11 protein-coding genes are annotated in these 22,771 nt (G+C 69.7%); 6 read left to right on the top strand and 5 right to left on the bottom strand.

Going from position 1 to position 22,771, the window contains the following annotated elements:
- Positions 1-1,329: 1,329 nt before the first annotated feature.
- Positions 1,330-1,596: a hypothetical protein gene (locus tag ACFY2Z_RS28820; RefSeq protein ID WP_390747008.1), complete on the bottom strand. Its 267-nt coding sequence runs from the start codon at positions 1,594-1,596 to the stop codon at positions 1,330-1,332.
- A 153-nt stretch (positions 1,597-1,749) separates the two neighbouring features.
- On the opposite strand from ACFY2Z_RS28820, the gene ACFY2Z_RS28815 reads away from it, so the two are divergent.
- On the top strand, positions 1,750-2,019 hold the full coding sequence (locus tag ACFY2Z_RS28815; RefSeq protein ID WP_390747007.1) for a GntR family transcriptional regulator: 270 nt from the start codon (positions 1,750-1,752) through the stop codon (positions 2,017-2,019).
- A gap of 590 nt (positions 2,020-2,609) precedes the next feature.
- Here the strand turns inward: ACFY2Z_RS28815 and drmC are convergent.
- From drmC to drmA, 3 genes are read right to left on the bottom strand one after another with little or no spacing between them, the layout of a single operon-like run.
- Positions 2,610-3,374, bottom strand: a complete 765-nt coding sequence (drmC, locus tag ACFY2Z_RS28810) for a DISARM system phospholipase D-like protein DrmC (RefSeq protein ID WP_390747006.1) — start codon at positions 3,372-3,374, stop codon at positions 2,610-2,612.
- Positions 3,371-5,266 (bottom strand): DrmB family protein, encoded by a 1,896-nt coding sequence (drmB, locus tag ACFY2Z_RS28805; protein ID WP_390747005.1) that lies wholly within the window; start codon positions 5,264-5,266, stop codon positions 3,371-3,373. Before drmB ends, drmC begins: the two co-directional genes overlap by 4 nt.
- On the bottom strand, positions 5,263-9,093 hold the full coding sequence (gene drmA / locus ACFY2Z_RS28800; RefSeq protein ID WP_390747004.1) for a DISARM system helicase DrmA: 3,831 nt from the start codon (positions 9,091-9,093) through the stop codon (positions 5,263-5,265). Before drmA ends, drmB begins: the two co-directional genes overlap by 4 nt.
- A gap of 182 nt (positions 9,094-9,275) precedes the next feature.
- On the opposite strand from drmA, the gene ACFY2Z_RS28795 reads away from it, so the two are divergent.
- A complete protein-coding gene (locus ACFY2Z_RS28795) occupies positions 9,276-11,447 on the top strand; it encodes a UvrD-helicase domain-containing protein (protein WP_390747003.1) in 2,172 nt (723 codons plus the stop codon).
- 58 nt (positions 11,448-11,505) lie between these two features.
- On the opposite strand, the gene ACFY2Z_RS28790 is transcribed toward ACFY2Z_RS28795, so the two are convergent.
- Entirely contained in the window at positions 11,506-17,364 is a 5,859-nt protein-coding gene (locus ACFY2Z_RS28790; RefSeq protein WP_390747002.1) for an AAA domain-containing protein, read from the bottom strand.
- A gap of 353 nt (positions 17,365-17,717) precedes the next feature.
- On the opposite strand from ACFY2Z_RS28790, the gene ACFY2Z_RS28785 reads away from it, so the two are divergent.
- The 4 genes from ACFY2Z_RS28785 (at position 17,718) to ACFY2Z_RS28770 (ending at position 22,708) form a co-directional block, all read left to right on the top strand.
- Positions 17,718-18,557: a hypothetical protein gene (locus ACFY2Z_RS28785; protein ID WP_390747001.1), complete on the top strand. Its 840-nt coding sequence runs from the start codon at positions 17,718-17,720 to the stop codon at positions 18,555-18,557.
- Positions 18,558-18,663: 106 nt separating this feature from the next.
- Positions 18,664-21,210 (top strand): DUF262 domain-containing protein, encoded by a 2,547-nt coding sequence (locus tag ACFY2Z_RS28780; RefSeq protein ID WP_390747000.1) that lies wholly within the window; start codon positions 18,664-18,666, stop codon positions 21,208-21,210.
- 42 nt (positions 21,211-21,252) lie between these two features.
- The gene (locus tag ACFY2Z_RS28775; protein WP_390746999.1) at positions 21,253-21,852 is read left to right on the top strand and encodes a hypothetical protein; all 600 of its coding nucleotides are present in this window, start codon (positions 21,253-21,255) and stop codon (positions 21,850-21,852) included.
- A 40-nt stretch (positions 21,853-21,892) separates the two neighbouring features.
- Complete coding sequence (locus tag ACFY2Z_RS28770; protein ID WP_390746998.1) at positions 21,893-22,708, top strand: hypothetical protein; 816 nt, start codon at positions 21,893-21,895, stop codon at positions 22,706-22,708.
- The last annotated feature ends 63 nt before the right edge of the window (positions 22,709-22,771 follow it).

Genomic DNA, 22,771 nt, shown 5'->3' with positions numbered 1-22,771 from the left:
CTACCAGCGGCCGAGGTCAGGAGATGGCGCAACAGATTCCGCAACAGTCGACGCATGAGTTAGCGCCACAGATCCCAGCGACCTCTACCAAAACTGCCCTCCGAGCCGCCGAGCCGGGCCAGCGACCTCTTTCTTTCGGGTGCGGCAGATACTGCGAAGGTGGCATCACCTCGCAGCTCTCAAGCATGACCATGATGAAGTGCACAGCCGGCCGCGCCGAGCAGGCCTCCCGCCCGCCTTGCGCGCTCGGAACAAGTAGCGCCCTTCACTTCCCTGGTGAACGGAGCTGTCCGCACCCGTGGCCTTCAGCCCCAGCGTGGCCGGCTCGGCGACGCCTCGCGCCGGCCGTCGCGGCCGATAGAGATGAGCCGGGGGGCCGTAAGCGCGGGAGATGAGGGGGAGCGCACAGTCTGGGTAGAGGTCGTCGGGGATCTGGGCGAACTGGTCCGCCGCCATCACCCCACAACAACGTCCCGCCGTGGTTGGGTTCATGGCCGCCCACGTGCCACGCCCCCTCTAGCCGTTGTGACGATCAGTCCCTTACGCGGCTTGGTTGGGGCGATGGTCGGGCCGACCACAGGCCCAACCATCGCCTGTCCTCCACGGTGGCTAACGCGGACCGCTCCTCCGGCCAAGCCGGTGGCCACCACCCCGGTCGAGGGTCTTGCGCAGTCGGCTGGTGTGAGCGATTGCGCAGCCAAATGCGTGGCTTCGGATCTCCGACTGCACAGTCTGGGATGCCAAGGGTGCGTGGCTGGCTTCTGCCGCTGGCCCGGGCCGTCTGCGCAAGAGCGGGCGAGTCACGTCGCCAGGTGTGGAACAGGCCCCCGAGGGTTCTCTCCGGCTGTGTTCAGTCGGCCCGCGTCCATGCGAGGCCGGATCCGAGAAGCCCTGTTGACACCTACGAATCTCCCAAGGCGCTCACAGGGCTTCGCGTCTTTGAGGACTGGTGGAGTTGCTACGCGCCTCCGCCGCCTCCATTCGCTGACTGCGAGTCAGAGCCCGAGCGCTTCAGCGCCTGCCCCAACACCTCTGCCGCAGTTCCCCAGAGCGGTTGGTCCGGCAGGTTCAGCCGCTGGCCACGGGACTCCGCCACGTCTAGCGCGTCGCGGAGGCATTCCGCCGTACGCCGCAGCATGTACATGACCTCATCAGCGGTCAAAGTCGCCTCCAGCATAGGGCGCACCAGCCCCAGCACCGCTGCGCCTACCTCTAGCTGTTGTGCCTCGATGGCGTCTGCGAACAGCGAGAGCGGACCGTCTGGGTTGTTGGCGGGGATGTACGCGGGCTTGCCTTCCGGCCCGTTGAACGGGAGGCGTCGAAGGCGGGTCATTCGGTCGCCGCCGAAACGTAGTCCTGCCCCACGACGGCCGGTACCGTCGCGCGACGCCTCTCCCGCTGGCGCCGCCTTTCGTGCCCGTGCACCACCAGGTACGGCCTCACCACCAGCAGGAAATCCGCCTCGATGACGTCCGCCGCACGCTGGCAGCGCGGAGCGAGAAAGGTTCGTATCGGCGTCGACGGCACGGCTTCCGCCCGGCTCTTTCCGAGGGCGGCCCGCAGAAAGCCGAGAACCAGCGCCAGTAGGCTTCGCATCGTCGTTCGCTCCTTTTCAGCGATCAGCCAAGCCCCCGGGGGGTGTTCGCCGCACCGCGGGGGGCTCCTGTGTACATGATAGCGACTTGTATCGATACGTCTCTAGACGTATCTCAAACTGTCGCCACGAAAGGGCACGCCTAGCTTCGAGCTATGGCCATTGATCCGAATGCGGAGATTGATCACGGCGCCCCGCTCACGCCGTACCGGCAACTCGCCGAGATTCTGCGTGCGCGTATCCGGCGAGGAGATTGGGCACCGGGACGCGCGATCGCGTCTGAGACTCAGCTAGTGCAGCAATACGGGCTTGCGCGCAGCACGGTACGGCGGGCTATCGCTGTCCTGGTGGAGTCCGGTGAGGTCTTCACGGTGCCCCAGCGCGGCACCTACGTGGCGGAAAAGCCCAGTTCAGAGTCCGTATAGCCCTGCAAGGGCGCAGGGGCTACCGACTCGTGGCCGTAAGGAAACTCCGCGCCCCAGTGGCCTTCACGACCACTTCGCACGGGCGGGCCCACTCGACCGGGGCGAGCCTCAGCTCCAGACCGAGCGCAACGCCGGTCGGACCCGTCCCCTCACCGGCGCACCCCTGTTCGACTTCGGGGTCATCGAGCATGCCACGCAACACATCCGGATCCCGGGCTGAACGCACGCCCGATCGCGCAGTGGATCACCGCCACGGACTGAAGGTCGACCCTCGGCATCACCATCAGTACGGATACGCGGATGAAGGGCCTCGACCTTTAAGGGTCGAGGCCCTTCATCCGCGTATCGTCAGTGGTTGTGGTTGTGGTTGTGTCCGAGGGGCGAGTTGACGGCTGACGATACGGTCTTGGTGGCGCAAGGGAGGGTCCACCTTTGACGAGGTGTGATGCTTCATCGCCACGGCCAACGGCGTGTCACCAGGGCGGGCAGATGTATCGCCAGCAGAGGAAGAACCTCCTCGTCTCGTACTCGTCGAAGAAACTTGGCTTCTTCTGAGTGCCCAAAGAACTGAGCCAGAGGTTCTCGGCCGTTCAGTGCTGAAGAGGCTCCAGTACGCCCAGGCGTTGCAACTCCGCAATGTGTTCGGCTGCACGTCGGGGTGCTTCCCCGCCGGTGACCAGCACACCGGCTTCGATGTTGCGCCTTGCGGCGGACTCGGTCAGGTTGGCGCTGCCTAGGAAGAGGGTGTGACGATCGGCGACGGCGAGCTTGGCGTGCTGACGGGAGCGGGTCTGCTGGGCCGGGTTCCGGGCCCAGGTCCATAGCTTCACCCCGGGCGCCGACGCGAACGCGTCGGCAGGCTCCTTCCCCGAGAGAAGTCCGCCGGCGCCGGCCAGGGTCTCGACCACGACGTGCGTCTGCACGCCTCTGTCCACGGCCTCTGTCAGGGCACGTATCAGGGCGGGGTAGGGACGAGCCGCGTACGTCATGGCCAGCAGTTCGTGCTCGGCCGCGTTGATGACCTCGATGAGCACCTGGGCGGTGGCACGGACGGGTACGGCAGGTGTGGAGGGACCACTCCACACCGTGCGGACCCGGACGGTGTCCCGGGCCTTCTGCCGGGCGGCGACGTAGCCGCGCAGATAGGCAGCCGCCTCGGCCGGCGGCACCGACTCCGACTCGATGGCGTCGCACAGTCGCGCCACGGCCTCGCCGGCCGCCAGCGTGGCCAGTGCAGTCAGGATCCGTTCCCGGGAGCGTGCCTGAGCGAGCAGCCCGACCAGATCCTTGGTGCGGGAGAGCCCGAGGGCCGCCACGGCGGCCTCGGCAGCGGCCTCGAACCCAGGTCGGCTCACGGCAGCAGACCGACCGGCGTCAGCACCGGTTCCTTGTCCCCGGCCAACGGGACGAGGAAACGACGGTCCAGGAACCGGTTGCCGCGTTCGCACGTCGTCTCCGAGACGAAGAGGCAGACGTGGCACGCGGCTCCGTGGAGGAAGTCGGCCGGATCGTGCGGAAGGCGCTCGGCGCAAAGCGGATCGGCCGAGCAGTGACCGGCGTCGGTCAGGGCCCGGCGCACGATCCGGTCGAACTCGCGCTCCTCGGCGAGGGAGACCAAACCACCCAAGGTGCCCTCGGAGTCGGGGACCGCGGTGTATATGAGGATGCCCGTCCTCGGATTCTGCTCGTCTCCCGCGTATATACGCTCGGCGAGCGAGGCGGAGTTGTACCCGCATTCCAGGGCGATGGTGCGGATCAGCAGGTGGGAGAGGGTGTGCAGGGCGATGTACCGTGCTCCGGGCCAGCCGTAGTAGGGGTCGAAGTCACTCGTCTTGCGGTCCGACTTCCGGTTGGCCCGGAATCGGGCGTAGGCCTCTCTGTGTGCCTCCATCTGCGCGGACTTCTCCATACGGACGGCCCACTCCGCCATCAGACCGTCCCGTACGCGCAGGAAGATACCCTCGCCGCGGACCTCACTCGCCGGCACCCAGTTGCGGACTCCGCGGGACAGTTCGACTCGCGTGGCAATCTCCGGGGATTCCGGGTCAGGCGCGTCGAGCCGGGTGAAACCGATCAGCGCCCGTGCCTCGCGCAGCCGCTCGACCTGCCTGAGGTCGGCGAACAACTCGCTCAGACGGGCCGGCACCGGGACCTGCCGCAGCGCGAAGTCGTCACTGGGAGCAGGGAGGGGTCCGGAGAGCGCGTCCCATTCTGGCCCGAAGAGGTCGGCCTGAACGTCGGGCGCGGAGGGAGCCGGTCCGGCCGTTCCCTGTTTACGCGCTGCGATGGCCGCGACCGCGGCGTCGGCGTCGAACTCCTTCAGGAAGGCGAACTTCGGCATGCGCGCCATGAAGTCGAACTGGATTCGGTCCTCGATGAGTTCGAGGTCAGGCCAGTGGTCGTCGAGGAGCTTGTCGATGTCTCCGCCCTGGACCTTGGGCAGGGCCAGCGCGCTGAGAGTCAGCGGGAACCACTGGTTGGAGGCGCCCGCCACCATCAGGACGGGCTCCTGCGCGCAGCCGTTCGACTCGAAGGTGCCCAGGTGCGGGTGCCGCCCGCGGCATGAAGGTAGGTTGCGGCGACCCCGCTCCCCCATAGCTTCCCGGATGTTGCGCTTGACGCCGCAGGCGACGCACTCGATGGTGACGTTGGCGGCCTGGTTGCCGCCGTGGTCCTTCATGCGCAGCTTCGGACGTGGGGTCTTGCCGCAGGCCTGGCCGTGGTGGACGTACGCGGTGTACGGGAACTCGTCGAGATGCCCTGCGGTGCAGACCAGGGTGAAGCGGGCGGCCACGGCGAGTGGCTTGCCCCGCTTGCAGTCGTGGACGAACTTGGCCTCGTGCGGTGTCCGTGGGTTGGAGTTGAAGAACGCGAATTCTCCGGAGTCGACGGCCGCCAGCACGTTGCACGCGGTGCAGCGCAGCCACTGCGGGAAGGGCGTGACGGGCACGCCGACTCCCTGGGCCGCCCAGCCCTTCGGATCCGTGTCGGCGCCCTCGAGCCAGGGAGCGGCCCGCAACTGCTCGACCTGTCCGCGGCCGTAGCGCTGGAGGGACCGGTTGACCGCGGCGCGGAGGCGGGGCTCGTCGATGTCGTAGTCGGTGGTCCCGGAATGGCTCCAGGAATCGATACCCCGGATGAGGACCGAGAAGTTCGGCAGGTCGACGAGGGCGCCGACACCGGCGGTGAACATGAGGTGGCTGGGCCGTACGGCACCGACCCTGCGGTTGCCGGCATGGGTGTTCATCGCTGTGCCTTCCTGGCCGTGTCGGCCGTGAGGGGCCCGTACTCGTCACTGTCCACGGTGGTCACCGTGTCGGGGTCGGCGTCGGAGTAGGTCGCGGGCGTGCCGAACGTCCAGTCGGGTCCGCCACCCGAGGCTTCTTCCAGGAACGCTCCGCCGCCGGGCAGGAGCAGGTTGATCTCGTTCTCCGTCTCACGCATCGACATGCCGACGGTCAGCTCGGTCCACCGGGATCCGTCGGCCCGTCTGAGCAGTCCGTTCACGACGGTCGTCTTGTGCTTCTCCTTGCGGTAGCCGAGCGCTGAGCTGCTCTCGTCGCGCTTGCGGCGCCATTCGTCCTTCAGCCGGTCCAGCCGTTCGCTCAGGTACTGGCGCGGCCGGTCGCCGCCCACCCGTTCGGCGCGTTCCAGAAGCCGCCGTTCGATGTCCTGCGCGAGCGGCCCGTCGAGGTCGACGTGGTGGGCGTCGAGGTTGCGGGAGGTGTCGTAGGCCGCATGCCGCAGCGCGGCGACGTAGGTGGCGGCGACGCCCCGGTCGAGTGCGCGGCGCGTGTACGGGGTGACGGAGAGGGCCTCCACCTGACGGTAGAACGTCGCGTGGTAGTGCTCGAAGTCCTCGTAGTGCGCGAGGTCGCGGGGCCGCGACCAGTTGTAGAGGGTCACCACCAGACCTGGGCGCCTGGCGTCACGGCCGACCCGGGAGGACGCCTGGATGTACTCGGCGGTGTTCTTGGGCTGGCCGACGACCAGCATGAGGCCGAAGCGGGAGACGTCGACACCGACCTGCAGCATGGAGGTGGCGAGGACCACGTCGACGGCCTGCCGGACGGTCGGTGTCATGGAGGCGCGGGGCTCTCGCTTCTCCTTCATGGCGGCCGCGTACTCGCGGATGAAGGCGCGCCGTCGCACCGATGTATCACGCTCGGGGTCGAACTCGATCTCCAGCCGCTTCAGGGCGGCTCCGATGTCCGCCGAGGAGATACGGGAGGTCAGCTCCTGAATGCTGAGCATCCCCGTTCTGCTCACGATGCGGTCCGAGAGCGTGTCCTGGCCCTTGCGGCTGCCGTTGGCACGCACCCGGGTGGTGATGTCGTCATCCATGTACCTGCGCATACCGGCGAGTTCGCGGGTCGCGTTGAAGTACCCGACGAGCGTCATGTACGGGTCCGCGGAGCTGCCGTAGTCGTCGAAGAGCTGCTGTCCGGCGAGGAGCAGGATCTCCGCGACGCGGATCTCGGCGGCTTTCAGTCGCGTGCCGTGCGCGCACACTCCGAGGTAGCGACGGCCCGGGTTCTCCCGGCTCAGTTCCACCTGCCGGGAGAAGAAGGTGTCGCCGACGTCCAGCACCTGGGGCGGGAAGACGGCGACCTCGCGGCCGAAGACACCGCGCACCTGGTCGGCGGCACGCTTGGTGGTCGCGGTGGACGCGACGATCTTGGGGCCGGTCTCCTGACGTCGTCCGTGGGCGTCGGTGAAGCTCCACGTGCACAACTGGTCGACGGCGCCTTCGAAGAGTCCCACGGTGGTGCCGAGTGCCCCGGATATCAGGTGCAGCTCGTCCTGGATGATCAGGTCCGGGGGCCGCAGGCGGGTGACGGGCTGGGCGGTGACGCCGGGCAGGGCGCCACGGGCGTTGTGCCGGCCGCCGCAGCCGGTCTTGGCGTCCAGGTCGTCGTGCCGGTACCCGTGGCGGGGGCAGAGCTCGGTGACCCTGCCGAACAGCAGGCCCGCGTAGCCGTTCCACGGGAGCTGGGCGAACTTGTCGACCGTGGCGATCAGCAGCGAGGGCGCCAGCCGGTAGATCTCCTCGTCGACGGTGAGGACCGGGATCCCCTCCCCGAGCGCTTCGCGACGGGAGAAGGGGCAGCGGTCGTCCCCCTCCCCGCGCGGACAGTACAGCAGGATGCGGCGGCGGCCTTCGTCGTACTCCATGTTCGAGCGGGCCGTCAGTCCGCTGCCGCACCAGGGGCAGGTGAGGACCTGCAGGACGCGGGCGTGCTTGTCGCTGGCGCTCTCCTTGGCCTCGGCGATCTGTTCCTTCGCCTCGTCGAACCAGTTCGGCGAGACGGAGGTGCCCACCCAGAGTCCGATACGGAAAGGAGTGGAGCCCCAGCGCCGGTCCCGTGCGAACTCCTCGCGGCGCAGCACCTCGCAGGCGCTCACCAGTGCGGCGGCGCGCTGGAACTGCTGGGCCGTCAGCAATCGCAGGGTGTAGCGCATGAGCACGCCCACCCCGGCCTCGCCGCTGCGGGCCTCGGCTCCCGAGCCGATCGTCCCCTGCAGGCGTCTCAGCGCGAAGGTGTAGGCGGCCAGGCCCAGATACGCCTCGGTCTTGCCGCCGCCGGTCGGGAAGAAGAGCAGATCGACGAGGGCTGCGCGGCCGGTGCCGCGGTGCGGATGCCCGGGCTGGGTGAGGGAGGCGATGTTCAGCAGCACGAAGGCGAGCTGGAACGGGCGCCAGCTGGCTGCCGCCTTGCCCTTGGCATGGACCTCCTCCTGGGCCTCACGGTAGGAGAGGGGGTCGTTCTCGCGGCCGGCGCGCGCGGCCGCGACGGCGGTGTTGCGCCGCTGCAGGGCCATGGCCCGGTTGGCGAACCGGAAGGCCGCCAGGGCCGTTTCGTCGGCCAGGAGCCGGTCGATGCCGAGGGTGATGCGGTCACAGACCTCGAGTGCCTGCTCGATCGCGACCTCGGCCGATTCCCGCAGGTCGCCGGGGAGTGAGCGGGCTGCCCGGCGCTGCTGTTCCAGCCAGGCGCCGTACCCGTCGGCCAGCGGAGCGAGGGCCGCGCCGAGATCGGACCGGCGGTCGGGCACAGCGAGCGCGGCCAGTTCGTCCATGCCCAACTCCAGCCCCTGGAGCAGGTCCTGTTCCTCGAGTGCCGGGGCGGTCGTGGCCCTCACGTCGTACTCGGGCAGCCAGACGGTGGTCAGGCGATGGGCGTTGCGTTCGCCACCACGGATGTGCGCGTGCACGGCCACGTTGCGGCCCTTGGCGTGGCTGAGGCTGTCCCGGTAGAGGAGGCGCAGCCGCCGCTCCTCGGGGTCCTCGGGCACCTTGCCGGGACCGGCCGCGTCGAGTGGATCGTCCACCGGCAGGAAGACCGCGGCCTGGTCGTCGGGGAAGGCGGTGACGTCGATCTCGGTCTGGAAGAGCCAGTGGGCGTCGCGTGCGTCCCGGCTGTCCGGCTGCCGGTTCACCAGGGCCAGCTCGACTATGCGCAGGTCATCAGCATCCGTCCGGCCAGTGTGCCGGCGTACCTGCACGTCGAGGACGACGGCTTCGCCGTCGAGTTCGACGGCCCGGTCACTCCCGCCCGTCACATCGATGTCCACCAGGTGCTCGACGGGCTCACGGGACCAGACCCTACGGGTCGTCCCCCGCTCGGTGCCCTCCTCCGACTGCGTGTACCGCCCCCAGCGGACCACGGCGCTGAGCGTGCCGACGGAGGCCGGGACAGTGAAGGACAGCCCCATGGACGACGCCCAGATGTGCCCGGCGGCCTGCGGGCTCAGCCGGTCCTGCAGGGCGCTGTCGTCACCTTCCTGCTCGTCGCCCGACTCGCCGTCCGCGCTCTGTGCCGCGGCCCGGGCGATCCGTTCCGTGGTGACGGCTTGGGGGCGGGGACCGAGCATGCCGACCAGGTAACGGTCGCGCGGACCGGAGGAGGCGCTCAGCAGGGTCTCCGTCTCGCCGTCCCAGGGGCCCAGCAGGTCCCGGCGGATGTAGGTCACGAGTGCGTCCCGGACCGCGTATGAGTCCCCCGCCCGGAACGTCTGGGGAACTTCGTCGAGCGGATGTGGGACAGCGGCCTGGGCAGGCTGGGCCGGCATGGGGTGGGTCCTTTCGGACAGGTCCGTTGGGATTCGGGCGTGCGCCGATGGTGTGACGACGTCAGAAATATAGATTGTTGACTGAGTTCACACAATGATTCCCGGACGCTCCGTCGCCCGGCATCCCGATCAGTCTTTAGTCTGGTGCTCGCCCACCGCCCGCCCGTGACCCGAGGACGCCCATGCCCCGTCTCGCCCTCTCCGACGACTTCGTCGCGGATCTGATCTCGTTGCAGAGACCGGTTCAGAAGGAGGTCAACGACGCGATCCAGATGTTTCGTGGCCTGACCGTGCCTCAACTGCACGCCAGCAAGGGAATGCACCTGGAGAAGCTCGAAGGAGCGCGCGACCCCCGGATCCGCACGATCCGGATCACCCGGTTCTACCGGGGGGTGCTCCTTGCCCCGGACGACGGAAGTGGGCTCTACACGCTGCTGCGGGTCGCACCGCACGACGAGGCGATCAACTGGGCCTGCAAGCGCGCCTACTCGGTCAACGGGGCCACCGGCGGACTGGAGGTCCGCAATGTCGAGGCGCTCGAACAGATGGAGACCTACTTCGAGACGAAGGCGGTCGAGACGCCGGAACGTCTGTTCACCCAGCACTCCGACACCGTGCTGCGCGATCTGGGCATCGACGAGCAGGTGCTGCGGCTGGCGCGGGTGTGCGTCGCGGCGGACGACCTGACGGTCATGGCGCCGCCCATGATGCCCGCCGACCAGTACGAGGTGCTGGAGTACCTGGCGGCCGGCTACTCGCCCGAGGACGTCTGGGAGCAGCTGATCGCTCCACGCGGGCAGACGGTTCGCACGGCCGAGGACCGGCCGGCCGTCACGCTCAGCGAGGCGATCCTCAACACGCCCGACCGCATCGTGGAAGTCACCGGCCCCGGTGAGCTGGAGCGCATCCTCACCGAGGATTTCACCCGCTGGCGCGTCTTCCTGCACCCCGCCCAGCGCCGGTACGCCTACCATCCCGGATTCAACGGACCGGCTCAGGTGACGGGCGGCCCGGGCACCGGCAAGACCGTCGTCGCGCTGCACCGGGTCCGGCATCTGCTGCGCGCCGGGCACGAGGGCGACCGGATCCTGCTCACCACCTTCACCAACGCCATGGCGGCCGCCCTGCGGGACAGCCTCGCCCTGCTGCTCGGCGACGCCGACGCCCACCTACTCGACCGGGTCGACGTCACGACGGTGGACTCGCTGGCCGCCCGGGTGATACGTGAGGCGAGGGGCAGCTCGCCGAAGCCGTTGTCGGCTGCAGCCGAGAAGAGCGCCTGGACCCGTGCCGCCGCCCGCGAGGACCTGCCCTGGTCCGAGCGCTTCCTCTCCCAGGAGTTCCGGAGCGTCGTCCTGGCTCAGGGCCTGCGGACGCCCGAGGAGTACCTGCGCTGTGTGCGCAGGGGGCGCGGCACGCAGGTCGGACGGGTCCAGCGGGCGCGGCTGTGGCGGGTGATGGAACGGTTCACGACGGACCTGACCGCGCGCGACTCGGCGACGTACACCATGCTGTGTGACCAGGCCGCCCGGATCCTGGCCGAGAAGGGGCCGCGCTACCGGCACGTCGTGGTGGACGAGGCGCAGGACCTGCACCCGGCCCAGTGGCGGGTACTGCGCGCCTGCGTCGCCGAACAGGCCGACGACCTGTTCCTCGTGGGTGATCCTCACCAGCGCATCTACGACTCGCGGGTCTCGCTTCGCTCGCTGGGTGTCCACGTGCGTGGGCGCACGTCCCGCCTGCGCATCAACTACCGCAGTACCGAGGAGATCCTGCGCTGGTCGGCATCGCTCCTGGACGGTCAGCCGGTGGGCCGGCTCGGTGAGGACGACGACGATGAGGGCGGCCGTGACTCGCTGCACGGCTACCGGTCCGAGCTGCACGGCCGCGTTCCGGTGGCCCGGGGCCATGCCAGTCAGGACGACGAGCTGCGGGCGCTGGTGGAGCAGATCCGGGTCTGGGTGGACCAGGACGGCGTGAGGCCGTCCGAGGTGGCGGTGTGCGCCCGGTTCAACACGCTGGTCGACGCGGTCATCACGCGTCTGCGCCGGGAGGGCGTACCGGCGGTCGCGGTCAGGGACGACCCGGCCCCGGAGGTGTCGGGTGTGCGCGTGGCGACGATGCACGCGATGAAAGGACTGGAGTTCCGCTGCGTGGCCGTCGTGGGCGTGACGTCGAGCGTGCTCCCCTTCGCTCCGCAGGTGACGCCCGCCGACGAGGACCCCGTACAGCACCGTTCCGATCTGCTGGCCGAGCACTGCCTGCTCTTCGTCGCCTGCACGCGGGCGCGTGACGCACTGGCCATCTCCTGGAGCGGTCAGCGCAGCCGCCTGCTGGACCCGGTCGCCGGCTGAGACACGCGCGGCCCTGTCACCTGTGCGGTACGTGTGACAGGGCCGACGGTCGAAGGGCTCAGGCTCTTATCTCCCGGACGACGACCGTGCGCTTCTTGCCCTGGGACGCGTCGTACGAGATCTCACGTCCGGCAGGCTGCCACATCAGCGCATGGCCGAGAGGCGACGACGGAGAGACGATGTCCGCCTCCGCGGTGGGCAGTTCGGCGACCGTGTACAGGGTGTCCTCGTCGATGTCACCGTCGAACTCCAGGACCAGCAGCGCGCCGGGAATCACCACGTCCGGGACGGTGGGCTCCCGCCCGATGCCGACGGAGTCGAGGAACGTTCGCAGGTAGGTGAGACGCTTCGTGCGCCGGTCGCGCCGGTCGGCCTGGGCCTTCCTGAGGAAGACGAGCTGGGCCGCGTCCGTCCCGTCGGGTGTCTCGTCGGCTGCGTCGAGCGCCGCCTGCAACTGCTGCACCTCCCGCACGAGTCGCTGGAAGGCCGCGGCGGGGATCTGCCGGACCGGCAGTGAGCCTCGCGTGCCCGGGTCCGGTGCCACGCCGGGCTCCGCCGACAGGGCCGGGCCCTCGGAGGGTCCGGTGCCGACGCGGTTCTCCGAAGACACCACGGACGGCCTCGCCGGAGTCGGCATCACCTGCAGGGCCGGTCCGCGCAGCGACTCGCGCGGATCCACGGACGCTGGAACTGCCTCCACGGCGGCGGCTACGGTCACCGCGCCCATGCCGCCCGAGTCCTCGCTCGGCTCGCTCGCGCGCTCGGTCGCCACGCCTTCGTCGTCCGGCTCCGTCCCGCCGCGCCCGGTGTCGGCTGCGCTGCCCGACTGCTCCGTCTCCTCCCGCACCGGCTCGATGCCCACCCGCTCCAGCTCGGCCCACAGGGGCGCCAGTGCCTGCTCGCGGTCGAGGTGGAACCGGCTGCCCCGGACCCGGACGAACGTCCAGTCCACGCGTTCCAGGTCTCGCTGTCTGGCCGCCGCGGTGGAGGCGTCCTCGCCGTCGGCGAAGGCGTCACCGTCGCAGGCGACCGCGAGCCGGCGCGTACCGCCCTCCACCACCAGATCGAGGGTGTGGCGCCCCACCTTGTATCCCGGGCGGACCCGGTAACCACGAGCCGTCAGCTCCAGGTACACCTGCTGCTGGAACAGACTGTCGAACGCCTCGTGCCTGACGTCGGGCAGGACTTCACCCTCGACCGCGGCGGTGTCCTCCTCCGCGGGTCGGGTGAGGTGGTCGAGCCACCGTCGACGCAGGTCGTTCTCGTGGAACTGTTCGGCGCGCGCGCTGTGGAACACCCATATCTGGTCCTGAGCGCGCGAGGCCGCCACGTTGATCCGCTGCTCGTAGGTCTTGCCGTTGAAGCCGCCGGGCACGGACCCGGCGCCCGTGGACGGTGAGTTGACGCAGGAGACGAACATGACGTGCCGCTCGTCGCCCTGGAAGTCCTCGGCGTCGCCGACCCGGATGCGCCGCTCCTCCCGCTGCTCGTAGTCGAGGCGGTCGGCCAGCAAGTTCTCCAGTTCTGCCAGGTGGCCCTTGCTGGCACGGAGGCTGATGACCCCCATGGTCTTCCCGTCGTAGGCCGGGTCGGCGCAGCACCGCACGATGGCGTCGACGAGTGCCTCGGCCTCGGCGGGGTTGCACAGCCGGGAGTTGGCGCCGAGGGCTTCACCGTGCTCGACGTGCACGGTGCGCACCGGGGGCAGCCGGTCCGCACCGTACTGCCGCAGGGGCAGCAAATCGCGGTTGTAGCAGAGGTGGTTGGAGAAGGAGATGATCTCCGGCATGCACCGGAAGTGCTCCTTGAGCATGAGCGTGCCGCGGCCCGCCGAGAGGGCTTCGGTGAGATCGAAGAAGCTGGAGTCGGGGCCGAACAGGCTGCGGACGTCCGGCTCCAGCGCGGTGAGCAGGCGGTCCCTGAGGTGGAAGTACTCGTCCTGCTTGAGGCCGACGTTGGACGGGCTGACCTGCTTGCTGTCGCCGACGACGACCATCCGGTCGGCGAGCCAGCTCAGCAGCATGGCCTCCAGGCCCGACTGGCTGGCCTCGTCGACGATGACGACGTCGAACATGCCGGGCCGGTCCATGGGCACCGTTTCGGCGACCTGGTGCAACGGCATGATCCAGGCCGGTACCGCCGTCTGCGCTTTGCGCAGGGCGGCCTGGGCGTCGCGACGGTAGCGGTGCTGGTATTTGCCCTTGATGCGCCGGGCGGCCTGCTGGTAGGCGCTCAGCGCGCGGGACTGGTCGCCGGTGAGCAGGCCGAGGCAGCGGTGCCAAGCGCGGGCGGCGGCGAGCCGGGCGAGCATGATACGGGCCTCGTCGTCCGCCTCCGTCAGCCGCTTGCTCAGGGCGCGTTCGGCCTCGGGGTCGGTCAGCCGCTCCATGCGCTCACGCCACGCGGACCAGGCCCAGGCCTCGGCGAGCGCGGGCAGCCGGGTGTCCCAGGCGGTGTCCTCGTGCGTGGCCGTGATGCGCTCGGCCAGAGCCGGGAACGCCTCGCGGACGCAGGTGAGGGCGGTGTCCTGTTCGGCCCGCAGCCTCGCGGCCTCACGCACCTCGGCCATCTCGTCGCTGAACGAACGGTAGCCGTCGGGGTTCCGATCGCTCACGGCGTCGAGGGCGCGCACGACCGCGGGCGCGGCACCGGGCCGGCCGCTCCAGACCCGCAGCAGTTCCTCGGTGTCCGCGATGATCTTGCGAGATCCCTCGGCCGCGCGCAGCGTTGTCGCCGCGCGCAGCAGGGTGCGCACGGCGTTCTCGACGGAGGCGTCGTGCCAGGTGGCGACGGCGAGCGCCGGTGACGTGGCCGCGGCGGTCAGGACGTCGGTACGCGCGGCGGCGACGGCGAGCAGCGCGTCGAGCACCTCCGCCTCCTGACGCAGCCGTGCGAGGCGCGGCCCGTGTCCGTGCCAGACGGCGGCGGGAGTGCCCCACTCCGACTCCACCTGTGCCAGGCGCAGTTCGAGTCGGATGCGGGCGAGGACGACAGCCGCCGTCGGGACGTCCTCCGGAGTCCGTCCGTCGACCCGTACGGCGTCCACGAACGCGCCGACCGTCTTCGCCAGCTTGGAGCGCATGCCTAGGGGCCCGCGCAGCTTCTGGCCCTGACCGAGCCCGTCGTGCAGAGCGGTGGCCTGGGCGAGCGCCGTGGCCGGGTCGTACCGGTCCAGACCGCTGACCATGGCCGTGCCCAGCGTCGCGAGCGAGGCGTCGACGGCGGCGAGGGCCTCGGAGACGGCGGCCCGCCGGCTGCGTGCCTGCCAGTCCTGGCCCTCGGTCACCTCTCTCAGCAGCACCGCGGCCCAGTCGCCGGCCGGAGTGGCGAGGGACGCGGCACGGGCACGGGCGGCGGAGAACGCGTCGAGCGCCGAGGACAGCCGCTGCTGTTCGGCCTCGCTCAGGCTCCGCACGGCCGCGTCGTACTCCGCGCACAGGGGATCCTGGCGCGCGGCGGCATGTGCGTCCTCGGTGGACCGCACGACCCGCACGGCCTCCTCGAAGTCACCGGGGCTCGGCAGCTCGGTGGGCCCGGGCACCTCGGCGGCCAGTGCCTGGTGGTCCGGGGTGTACGCGCGGGTGGCATGCAGCAGGCGCAGGGCCTCGTCGGCGGTCAGGGCGGGTTGCTCCTGCGGGACGAGGCCGAGCCAGTCGTATCGTCCCTTCTCCGTGGTGAGGCGCTCGGCGATCTCCTGGAGGCTGCCGCTGTAGTCGCCGATCTCCGCCTCGAAGCGATGGGTTTCCTGCTCGCGCAGCACCGCGAGGTCGCGCAGCATGGCCTGCTGAGCTGCGCGGGCCTTGGCGAGTCGGGACTGGAGCGCCTTGACCGCCTTCCAGGAGGCCTTCTCGTCATAGCCGGCGTACTCGCTGAGGATTTTGTGCACGGACGCCTCCAGCTCGCGCTGGGCGGCGGCGCCGTCCTCGGTGCGGCTCACGCACAGGTCGCGGATGGACTCCGGGAGCTTGTCCCGCAGCACGCGCAGGGCACGCGGGGTGTGGCTCGTGATGAGGACCCGCTTGCCCTGGGCCAGCAGGTCCGTGACCAGATTGGCGATGGTGTGCGTCTTGCCGGTGCCGGGCGGACCCTGGACGACGACTAGCCGGTTGGCGCGCAGGCGTTCGGCGATCGTGCGCTGCTCCTCGTTGGCGGGCAGGGCGAAGTACATCTCGTCGCTGTCGGTCGCGGTCCCGCCCTCCGCCGCCGCGAGGTCGGCCGCGGTGAGCGCGCCGCCGCGGCCCGCGATGTAGCTGAGCAGTTCGGTGGGCGGGGTGCCCGCGTCGATCTGCCGGGCGATGGCCTTGAGCGCGTCCATGGTCGAGCGGCGGCTGCGTTCACGCAGGACGAGTGCGGGGGTGAGTCCCACCTGCGGAACGTCGAGGCTGCGCGGCTTGGCGCGCTCCACGGTCGGTGCGTAGCCGCCGGCACTGTGCGCGGCGTTGACCCAGCTGCGCAGGGCGGTGTGCACGGCGTCGAGGTGTTCGGGGTCCGTCACGTCCGAGGCGTCTTCCAGTACCTCGACGATCTTCTCCCGCACGGGACCCGGCACGTGCTGGGCGCCTTCGAGCATGCCCTCTTCGAGTTCCAGTCCGGCGCCGGTCGGATCGGGGGCGGCGGTGAGCGTGCCGGTGGACGGATCGAGCCGGAGGGTGGCCCGGTGGGTGACGAGGTGTCGTTCCACCCGCTGCCCCGCGACCGTCTGCCAGGTCAGACGGCCGAGACCGAGCACGAGCTCGTAGGCCTCACCGAGGTTGGCGGCGTCTTCGTGCATCTTGTGCAGCCGGTCGTACAGCCTGACGACGGGGTCGATCGCGCGGCGCCGCTCCGCCCACGCAAGCCATTCCTGTTCCCAGGCGGCGTACAGCTTCTCGATCTTCTCCCGCTGGGGATGCTCGTCCAACTCGTGGTAGGTCTTGTCGAGCGGGATGCCCTGCGACCAGTCGGGGAACTCCGGTTCGATGCGCCGGCGCAGGTGTGGGGCGCGGGTCTGCTTGAAGTCTCGGATGCGGTTCTCGTCCACCCAGGGGGCGAGCAGAGCCTTGGGGTGCGGCGCGTCCTCGCGCTCGGGGCGGGTGACGGTCAGCCAGGCCGGCTCGTCGGTGCCGAGCATGCCTTCGATCATCACCTCGACACCGTCGTCGTCGGGCAGTTCGTCGAACCACACGGTGCCGGCCGCGCCGTCCAGCGTGCGCACGGGGCGCGTCTTCGACTCCTCCGCCTCGGCGAGGAAGCGGAAGATCTGCCGCACGCGTGCGGAGTCGAGTTCGTCGCCGGAGAGTTGAGGCGCGGGTGACGGCGTGACCTGGCGTCCCGGGCCGGCCGGCTGGGCGGGGACGGCGTCGAGCGTGGCGCGGGCGCTGTGCTGCTGCCCGGGTCCGCCGGTGGGGACGCCGAGGCCGCCGCCGGGCTCGGTGTGGGTGCCGCTGTCTCGGGACAAGGACGCGGCGCCGGTGCCGAGGGCGGCCGGCACGGCGTTCGCGGCCGTGGTGAAGGTGACGCTCTCCCGGTCGTGCGCATTCCGGAAACGGACCTCGATGTCCAGGTCGTCGGCGGTTCCGGCCGGGATGCTGTAGGCCCACGTGGCGGAGAGCCTGCGTCCCGTGCGCAAGGTGCCCTCAAGCTCGTCGTCGAGCACAACACCGCTGTGGTCGTGCACCTGACGGGCCGTCTTGCCGTACGGGCCGCCGCGCAGCAGCAGGCTGATGCCGTCCACGTCTACGGGCCGCCCGGTGCCGTTGCTCAGGTGCAGGGTGCAGCGCACCAGGTCGTCACCCGGCCGGTACCCGTGACTGTCGTCGGCGTCGGCCAGTACGTACGGCACGACATCGTCCACCCGTACGTACAGGCCGTCGTCGTACTGGTAGACGGAACCGACCGGCCGCAGGCCGTCACCCGGCACGCTCTCGTCCTGACTCACACGCCCCACCCCACTGTGTGCTGAGGGCCAGCTCATGACCCGTTCCGTGACATCTCGCCCAGCCGCCTCAAGCCGCCCACACGCCCCCCGGCGCGCGAACTTGGGTGTGAACTGAGCACACGCGGCGAGCGTATCAGCAACCCTTGACAGCACACGCCACCTTGAGGCCCGTCGGGCCGCAAGCTCGACAGCGAGTGATCAAGCAGCGATTTCAGCGCGCCCCGGCGTCACGATAGACCTCCACATCGACGATGGAAAGTCATTGACTGAGTTCACAGTTACACGGCAGGATTTCGAAGGCGTCGCCCGTGCGTTGGGCGTGACGTAAGTTCCCGGAGGAGGGCAATCGCGCCATGGACATGCAAGTGGTCGACGTCTCGCCCCAGTTGGCGGCACAGTGGCTGACCCGCAACACCAACAACCGGCCGCTCAGCAAGGGCACGGTGCAACAACTGGCCGGCCAGATCCAGCGCGGCGAGTGGCAGTTGACTCACCAAGGCATCGCCTTTGACGAGGACGGTGTCCTGATCGACGGGCAGCACCGCCTGGCGGCCATAGCCAAGGCGGGAGTCACCGTGCAGCTGACCGTCGCGCGCGGCGTGCCGCGCACGGCGTTCACCGTGATGGACACAGGCCGCAAGCGCACCGGCCGCGACGCGCTCGCCCTCGCGGGTGAGGCCAACGCGACCCACCTGGCGGCCGCCCTGCGAGGACTGCACCTTTACCGGACCGCACCGAACTCCGCGTGGAGCGGCGGATCGTCGGTCACGAGCAACGACCAGCTCCTGGATGTGCTCGGCAAGCACCCCGGTGTCCGCGACGCCCTGCAGCACGGCATCGCCATGAACCGCGGATGCCGCATCACCGTCACGGCCGCGACGATCGGCTGGTACGTCACCACCGAGACCCGGCCCGACATCGACCAGTCCGCCTGGGAGGAGGGAGTCGTCACCGGCGCGCGTCTGGAGCCGGGCGACCCGCGTCTCACGCTGCGCAACACCATGCTCAACCTGGCCCTGGGCAACGCACACCGGCGCCGCGACGACTCACGTGAGCACCTGCTCTACTACCTCAAGGCGTGGAACGCGTGGGTGGAGGGCCGCAGCATCAAGCTGCTGCGCCGCTCCCCCAACGAGACCATGCCCCGCGTCTCCAGTCGCTCGGCCCTGACATCGGCGGACAACAGCGCCTGAAGAGGCATAGATTCAGCGGACAGCCGCCCCTGGCGCGAGAAACACCGGGACATGGATGGGCCGGGCCTGTGGCACTCGGCAGGGGGACACATGGGAAAGGAGGCGCATGCGCGCCCAGGAGATCACCTTCCTCAAGCTCGTCCAAGGGGACAAGCAGTTCCAGGTCCCGCTCTACCAGCGCACGTACAGCTGGGGCAGGGAACAGCTCCAGCGGCTGTGGGAGGACGTGGGGGAGCTCGTCGAACAGCATCTGGCCGGTGAGGCGGCGGCGCCGCACTTCCTGGGTTCCGTGGTGCTCGCACCGGGCCAGATCCAGGCGGGCGGGGTGCAGAGATGGCTGGTGGTGGACGGGCAGCAGCGGCTGACCACTCTGATGCTGGCCTTCACGGCGCTGCGTGACCATCTGAAGGAGACGGGTGACGCGCGCGGCGTGGACCGGGTGCACCGCCAGATACTGGTCAACGAGTTCCACGAGGGTGCGGACCACTACCGTCTGCTTCCCACGCAGGCGGACCGCGAGGCGTACACCGCCTGCGTCCAGTCCCGGGCCGAGGCCGGCGGCAGCGACAACGTCGGGGCCGCCTACCGGTTCTTCCGCGGCGCGCTCGCCGAGGGTCATGAGGCGGGCGACGAGCGGTGGACCGCCACGGTCGAGACGGCTCTCAAGGATCTGCTGTCCATCGTGGAGATCACCGCCGAGTCCGGTGACAACGTCTACCGGATCTTCGAGTCGATCAACAACACGGGTGTCGGGCTCAGCCAGAGCGACCTGCTGCGCAACTACGTCTTCATGCTGCTGCCCAAGCGAGGCGAACGGATCTACCAGGAGCTGTGGCTGCCCATGCAGCAGAGCCTGGGCCCGAAGAACCTCGAACTGCTGGTCTGGCTCGACCTGGTGGTGCGCGGCCACTACAAGACCAAGCAGAGCGAGATCTACCGGGAACAGCAGAAACGACTCCAGCCGCTGGCCGGCGACGAGGACGCGCTGCAGCGCGAGATCGAGCAGCTGGCCGAGCGCGCCCGGAGGTTCCTCCGCATCGTCGAGCCCGCCCGTGAGCAGTCCCCCGCCCTGCGCGCGGTCCTGGAGCGCCTGGCCTCCTGGGGTGGCCAGACGCACTACCCGCTCGCACTGCACCTGCTGGACCTGCTCGCGGCCGACCGGACGACACCCGACGACGCGGCGCAGGCGCTCGGCTACGTCGAGTCCTACCTGGTACGGCGCCTGATCTGCCAGACGCCGACGACCGGCCTCAACCGGATCTTCATGGAGGCGCCGAAGGAGCTGGAGACCGACCGGTCCGCCGCCGAGGCGGTGCGGCGGTTCCTGTCCGGCCGTCGCCGTCGCTGGCCGAGCGACGAGGAACTGCGCGAGGCGATCCGCACCAAGCCGTTCTACTGGAGCGGCCGTCCTCCACAGCGCAGTTACATCCTCCGCCGTCTGGAGGAGAGCTACCGTCCCTCCGAGCCCGTGGACTTCGCCAAGGCGTCATTGAGCGTGGAGCACGTCCTGCCGCAGCGACCCGCTCCGGCGTGGTTCGACCTCCTCTCCGAGGAGACGGAGCCGAACCAGACTCCGCAGGAACTGCACGACCTGCTGGTGCACACCCTCGGCAACCTCACACTGACCGGCGACAACGGCAAGCTGTCCAACCACCCCTTCGAGCGCAAGCAACAGATCCTCGACTCCAGCGCCCTGCGCATGAACCTCGAGATCGCCTCGGCGCAGCGCTGGGGCAAGGCGGAGATCCTGGCGCGTGCCGACCGCCTGTCCGAGCGCGCGGTGAACCTGTGGCCCGGGCCGATCGGCGGGGTCAAGCCGGCCGGTGAGGAGTCCCCGGGCTGGGCCGAGCTGCGGGCCGCGCTGGTGGCGATGCCGAGCGGCACGTGGACCACGTACGGCGACGTCGCCGAGCTGATCGGCAGCCACCCGGTGGCCGTCGGAGCGTACCTGGGCGGCAACTCGACGGTGATCGGCGCCTACCGGGTGCTCACCTCGGAAGGCAAGATCTCCCCTTCCTTCCGCTGGGCGGACGGCGACGACCGGCAGCCGCCGCAGGAGCTGCTGACGAGCGAGGGCGTGCGCTTCGACACCTGGGGCCGGGCGCACCGCTCGCAACGCCTGACCGCGGCGGAGCTGGCGACGCTGCTGGGGAAGGACGTGGCACAGCCCGCGGCGCACGACCCGCTCCCCGAGGGGGAGGACGCGGCGGCGGCCGAGCGCTTCGGCGCGCAGCTGCAGGAGCACTGGCCGGACGCGCACCCCGGCGTCATGGGGGCCCTCGATTTCTGGCGCCGGCAAGGCGGTTACCTCAACTACGGCCGTCATGAGGAGACCAGTTGCTTCCCGATGCTGGACGCCGGGACGAGCCGTAGCCCCCATCTGCTCTGGCCGGTCGCGATCTACCCGGTGAGCGGCACGGTCGAGGTGGTCTTTCAGCACCTGAAGTCCCGCACGCCCTTCGACGACACCGAACAGCGCCGGGAACTGCTGAACCGCCTGAACAAGATCGACGGCGTCGACCTGCCCGAGGCGAAGCTGGAGCTGCGCCCGTCCTTCCCGGTGACGGTCTTCGCCGAGCACGGTGACGAGATCTGCGAGGTGCTGGACTGGTTCGTGGGGGTGGTGGCGCTGGATCTGGCGCGGCGGGACTGACTGTGGTCGGGCACACCGATAGGGGGATCATCCGTGCGGTTAATGAACGACCTTGCGCTGGCCCGCAACGACGGGGCGCGCGTGGAGAAGACAGGCACAACCTGTTCGGGCGTGCTCTCCCGGGCAAGCGCCATCGAATGGGAGCTGCGGCTCCCCGGGCAGCCGGTGCTGACTGTGCATGACAACCATTGGGCGAATGGCGAGCGGGACGTCGTGCTCTACAAGCCCACCGTTGTCCCGGAAATGCCCGCAGCCCTCTCCAACCTGCACAACAGGCTACGCTCGGGGATCTACACCACCGAGAGGCGTGGGGAACTACGCATCATGGTGTTCCCCACCTATGTGGACAGGCAGGACAGGCCGCGGGTCAAGAAGTCCCTCACGACAGCGGATCTCGCCGACCAAGTGGGGCTGACCCGGCTCCGGGAGCTGACCGCCCGGGAGGGCGTCAGCCTGGGGCCCGCCTTCGACCGCCCGAATCTGCCTCTGGTGGACCTCGACGATCCGCAGCACGAGAAGCCACTGCAGCACGCCTTGTTCTTCCCCGCAGCGGATGACGAGACACCTGTGGTGGCCTTCACCTGCTTCAAGATCGTGCCCGTACTGCGGCACATCGACTGGCTGTCGCCGGACGACGACTGAGAGAGGGATGCCTGTGCCGGACGGGGCATGCAGGGGAACGGTGCACGGGCTCAAGGGCCACACCGTCTGCTTCACGGGCCGGGTTCTCGTCGACGACGTGTGGACGGTCAGAGCCACCTGCGCCAAGAGAGCCGGGCAGCGAGGCGCGGTCCCCAAGACCGACTTCTCGCGGAAGGTCACCCTCGTCGTCTACGGCGATCTGGCCAGCAAAGTCGTGACGGACGACCGTCGCGCCTACAGCAGTACGCTCGTGGACGCCGAGGCCGAGCGCAGCCGGGGGCGGCATGTCTGTGTCGTGGACGCGGACGGCTTCTCCAAGTTACTCAAGGGACGTCCCGCGCCGTGCCTGGAGCTGAGAAAGGCGCGTGCCGGACGCGTACGTCCCGTCGCAGCCGATACGACCGAGGGCGGTGGCGTTCTCGGCGCCCCTCTGCGCGTACGGCGCACGGGCCGACGCCTGTCCGGTGATCTGGCGCTGGACCTCAGCACTCTCGACAAGGCGACGACCGCACACGAAGCGACAGTCGGTGCGCTCATCGCATACCTGTCGCGCCAGGGCGTCGAGGCACGTGCCCACGCTCCCGGCGCCCCCCAGTTCGACGCCGGATGGTCTCGCGGTGAAGAGGTGTTCGTCGCCGAGGTCAAGAGCCTGACCGGAGCACGTGAGGAACAGCAGATCCGCCTGGGCATCGGACAAGTCCTCGACTACGCACACCAATTGTGGAGCATGCACCCCAATACCGTTCTACATCCGGTTCTGGTCCTCGAGAGGCCCCCGTCCTTGGCCCGTTGGGCCGCACTGGCCGGAAGTGTCGGTCTGCGGCTCGCCTGGGCACCCGCCTTCGCCGGCCTCTGACCGGCCGAGAACCCCACTATCGTCTGGTTGACGATAAAGAGGTCAGTGTGCCAAGCTGACGCC

It is taken from the genome of Streptomyces sp. NPDC001222 (genome assembly GCF_042896945.1).
GTDB lineage: Bacteria > Actinomycetota > Actinomycetes > Streptomycetales > Streptomycetaceae > Streptomyces > Streptomyces gibsoniae.
The sequence above is the reverse complement of the archived record's forward strand: the minus strand, read 5'-3'. Positions and strand labels throughout refer to the sequence as shown.